We start from the raw sequence: 2,581 nt of genomic DNA, 5'->3' as shown, positions 1-2,581 counted from the left end.
GAGTTGATTAAGCTCGATTTGTCTTTTCAAAAAAGACTAAAGAATTAACGTTGACGTTTTTGTTCGTTCAGTTTTCAAAGATCAATCGGTATTTTTGGAGCGGGTGAAGGGAATCGAACCCTCATCATCAGCTTGGAAGGCTGAGGTTTTACCACTAAACTACACCCGCATATAATAATTGTTATTCCCGAATGGTCGGGAAGACAGGATTCGAACCTGCGACCCCTTGGTCCCAAACCAAGTGCTCTACCAAGCTGAGCTACTCCCCGTTTAAATGGCGCGCCCGAGAGGAGTCGAACCCCTAACCTTTTGATCCGTAGTCAAACGCTCTATCCAATTGAGCTACGGGCGCCTTTTTTTAAAAGTAACTCTTGTATTGTAACAATCCTCAAGTCATTTGTCAATAGTTTTTTTGGTGCGGCCGAGAGGACTTGAACCTCCACGGGGTCGCCCCCACTAGGCCCTCAACCTAGCGCGTCTGCCATTCCGCCACGACCGCTTAATAAAGCGACAATAATTATATTAGCAAATTGGTACTTGTTTTTCAATGGTAATTACTGGTGCGGGTGAAGGGAGTCGAACCCCCACGCCTTGCGGCGCCAGATCCTAAGTCTGGTGCGTCTGCCAATTCCGCCACACCCGCAATATAAGTAATGGTGAGCCATGAAGGACTCGAACCTTCGACCCTCTGATTAAAAGTCAGATGCTCTACCGACTGAGCTAATGGCTCATACTTTGATATAATTCCTTAAAGGTTTTTTTGCATCAATGCTTCAAAGCCCTGCGTTCTTTGTCGCAGATTTTAAGTTTGCTATTCGAGATGTATCGCTTCGATGCTGCAAATTTAGGCTCGCAAATAAAATTGGCTGGGCTAGCAGGATTCGAACCTGCGAGTGACGGAGTCAAAGTCCGGTGCCTTACCGCTTGGCTATAGCCCAACATAATGGCGGTCCCGACGGGAATCGAACCCGCGATCTCCTGCGTGACAGGCAGGCATGTTAACCGCTACACCACAGGACCCCGCATTTCTAAATATCTGTAAAAACAAAAAAGAAAGTGACCCGTACGGGATTCGAACCCGTGTTACCGCCGTGAAAGGGCGGTGTCTTAACCGCTTGACCAACGGGCCATTATAAATATTTTCTGGCGGAGAAGGAGGGATTTGAACCCTCGCGCCGCTTACGCGACCTACACCCTTAGCAGGGGCGCCTCTTCAGCCACTTGAGTACTTCCCCAAATATGGCTCCGCAGGCAGGATTCGAACCTGCGACCGTTCGGTTAACAGCCGAATGCTCTACCACTGAGCTACTGCGGATTAGTAATTAGTCAGTCGATATTGCAGGTAACATCTTATCGACTCTTTAGAGTATAAAGACTCGGACTATAAAAGTCAAGCTTGTTTTTCAAAGTATTTATTATCCGTTTTTGCTTCCTTTAGCTCTGCGACAATAAAAAAATATATGGACTATTTAATCTAATGTCAATTCTTTATTAAAGACTAATTTTCCTTTGCATTTTCCGCAGACATATTTCTTCGTATCGACCATTCTTTTTCTTTGATAAGTTTGACCGCACTCTTTGCACACATAGACAAGAACCTTTTTAGATTTATTTGTTTTCGGGCGATCCGGCAAAACCGAGCAGAACCTTGGTGCTTCCACTTTATTCATCAGCATTCTAAAATCCTGGTCACGGTGTTCATACCCTTTGCCTTCTAAATGCAAATGATAGTGGCAAAGTTCGTGCTTAATAATTCCAATCAATTCTTCCAGGCCAAGTTGCTCATAATACTTCTTATTTATTTCAATATGATGAGAGCTTAACATATACCTTCCACCCGTCGATCTAAGCCTGGCATTAAAGCAGGCCTTGTGGCGGAATGGTTTTTCGAAGCTTTCGAAAGATATTTTTTCAACAAGACTTTGAAGATCTTTGTCGTTCATTTCAATGTTTTCCCCTTTTATAGTGAACATGACAACCTATTATAGCATACATTATATATACCTTTTATGTTCATATTTTAGTTCTATACTAATACCTTGATGACTGGAATTCTTCAAATATCCGCAAACACCTAAGGGATAGAACCTAACACACGGGAGGTAATCTATATGCCTGTTTGGTTTCAAAACCAAATTCAACGTGCATTTTATGAGAAGGATCGTTATCAGATTAAACTGCTGAATCAATGCTGGTTTTTTTATAGAAAAAAACACTGCTCATAGAAAAACGTAAGCGCTTCGTTCAGCTCCGACAAGCAAAAGGCGAATCACGCAAGAAACCTCCCAAAGCTAACGCTTTTGGGAGGACGAATATGGCTTCCGCAGAGTTCCTTGTCCAGATTCCTAGCGTGATTTGACTAATGATTCGAGGAGCTAGGCGCTGCAGCTAGAAAATATTAGCAATGTTTTCTCTTAATTTGATGGGTCCAGCATTGTTAGGGCGACTCTCCCTTTTTGTTTATCCACAGAATCGACCCAGACTGTGACTACATCTCCTACCGATACTACATCCAATGGATGCTTCACAAATTGCCGGCTGAGCTTGGAGATATGAACAAGACCATCCTGTTTGACTCCAA

At 43.4% G+C, this 2,581-nt stretch carries 3 protein-coding genes and 11 tRNA genes; 1 reads left to right on the top strand and 13 read right to left on the bottom strand.

From position 1 onward, the window contains the following. Positions 1 to 95: 95 nt before the first annotated feature. From NCCP133_RS15955 to NCCP133_RS15900, 12 genes are all read right to left on the bottom strand, one after another. Positions 96 to 169 (bottom strand) — tRNA-Gly (locus tag NCCP133_RS15955). A 23-nt stretch (positions 170 to 192) separates the two neighbouring features. Continuing rightward, positions 193 to 269: transfer RNA gene (locus NCCP133_RS15950), tRNA-Pro, on the bottom strand. 6 nt (positions 270 to 275) lie between these two features. Next, positions 276 to 352: transfer RNA gene (locus NCCP133_RS15945), tRNA-Arg, on the bottom strand. A gap of 61 nt (positions 353 to 413) precedes the next feature. Then, positions 414 to 499, bottom strand: a tRNA-Leu gene (locus tag NCCP133_RS15940). Positions 500 to 558: 59 nt separating this feature from the next. Further along, a tRNA-Leu gene (locus NCCP133_RS15935) sits at positions 559 to 643 on the bottom strand. Positions 644 to 654: 11 nt separating this feature from the next. Then, a tRNA-Lys gene (locus NCCP133_RS15930) sits at positions 655 to 730 on the bottom strand. 133 nt (positions 731 to 863) lie between these two features. Continuing rightward, a tRNA-Gln gene (locus tag NCCP133_RS15925) sits at positions 864 to 938 on the bottom strand. 6 nt (positions 939 to 944) lie between these two features. After that, positions 945 to 1,020 (bottom strand) — tRNA-Asp (locus tag NCCP133_RS15920). Positions 1,021 to 1,057: 37 nt separating this feature from the next. Beyond that, positions 1,058 to 1,129 (bottom strand) — tRNA-Glu (locus NCCP133_RS15915). 15 nt (positions 1,130 to 1,144) lie between these two features. Beyond that, positions 1,145 to 1,235, bottom strand: a tRNA-Ser gene (locus NCCP133_RS15910). Between the two features lie 5 nt (positions 1,236 to 1,240). Beyond that, positions 1,241 to 1,315: transfer RNA gene (locus tag NCCP133_RS15905), tRNA-Asn, on the bottom strand. Positions 1,316 to 1,469: 154 nt separating this feature from the next. Continuing rightward, positions 1,470 to 1,943, bottom strand: coding sequence for a SprT family protein (locus NCCP133_RS15900; RefSeq protein ID WP_264806056.1), 474 nt, complete (start codon positions 1,941 to 1,943; stop codon positions 1,470 to 1,472). 168 nt (positions 1,944 to 2,111) lie between these two features. Between NCCP133_RS15900 and cmpA the strand changes: the two genes are divergently transcribed. After that, positions 2,112 to 2,225 carry a cortex morphogenetic protein CmpA gene (gene cmpA / locus NCCP133_RS15895; RefSeq protein ID WP_009336300.1) on the top strand — a complete coding sequence of 38 codons (114 nt, stop codon included), beginning with the start codon at positions 2,112 to 2,114 and terminating at the stop codon, positions 2,223 to 2,225. Between the two features lie 189 nt (positions 2,226 to 2,414). On the opposite strand, the gene NCCP133_RS15890 is transcribed toward cmpA, so the two are convergent. Then, positions 2,415 to 2,581: S1 RNA-binding domain-containing protein (locus NCCP133_RS15890; protein WP_264806060.1), on the bottom strand; the 167-nt coding region annotated here is incomplete at its 5' end.

The sequence above is a fragment of the Cytobacillus sp. NCCP-133 genome (assembly GCF_026011715.1).
Taxonomy (GTDB): Bacteria; Bacillota; Bacilli; order Bacillales; family Cytobacillaceae; genus Cytobacillus.
This window is presented reverse-complemented; position numbering and strand designations above follow the sequence as displayed.

Coding starts and splice junctions, on each gene's coding strand:
- cmpA (WP_009336300.1), top strand. CDS start 2,112: ATGCCTGTTTGGTTTCAAAACCAAATTCAACGTGCATTTTATGAGAAG.
- NCCP133_RS15900 (WP_264806056.1), bottom strand. CDS start 1,943: ATGAACGACAAAGATCTTCAAAGTCTTGTTGAAAAAATATCTTTCGAA.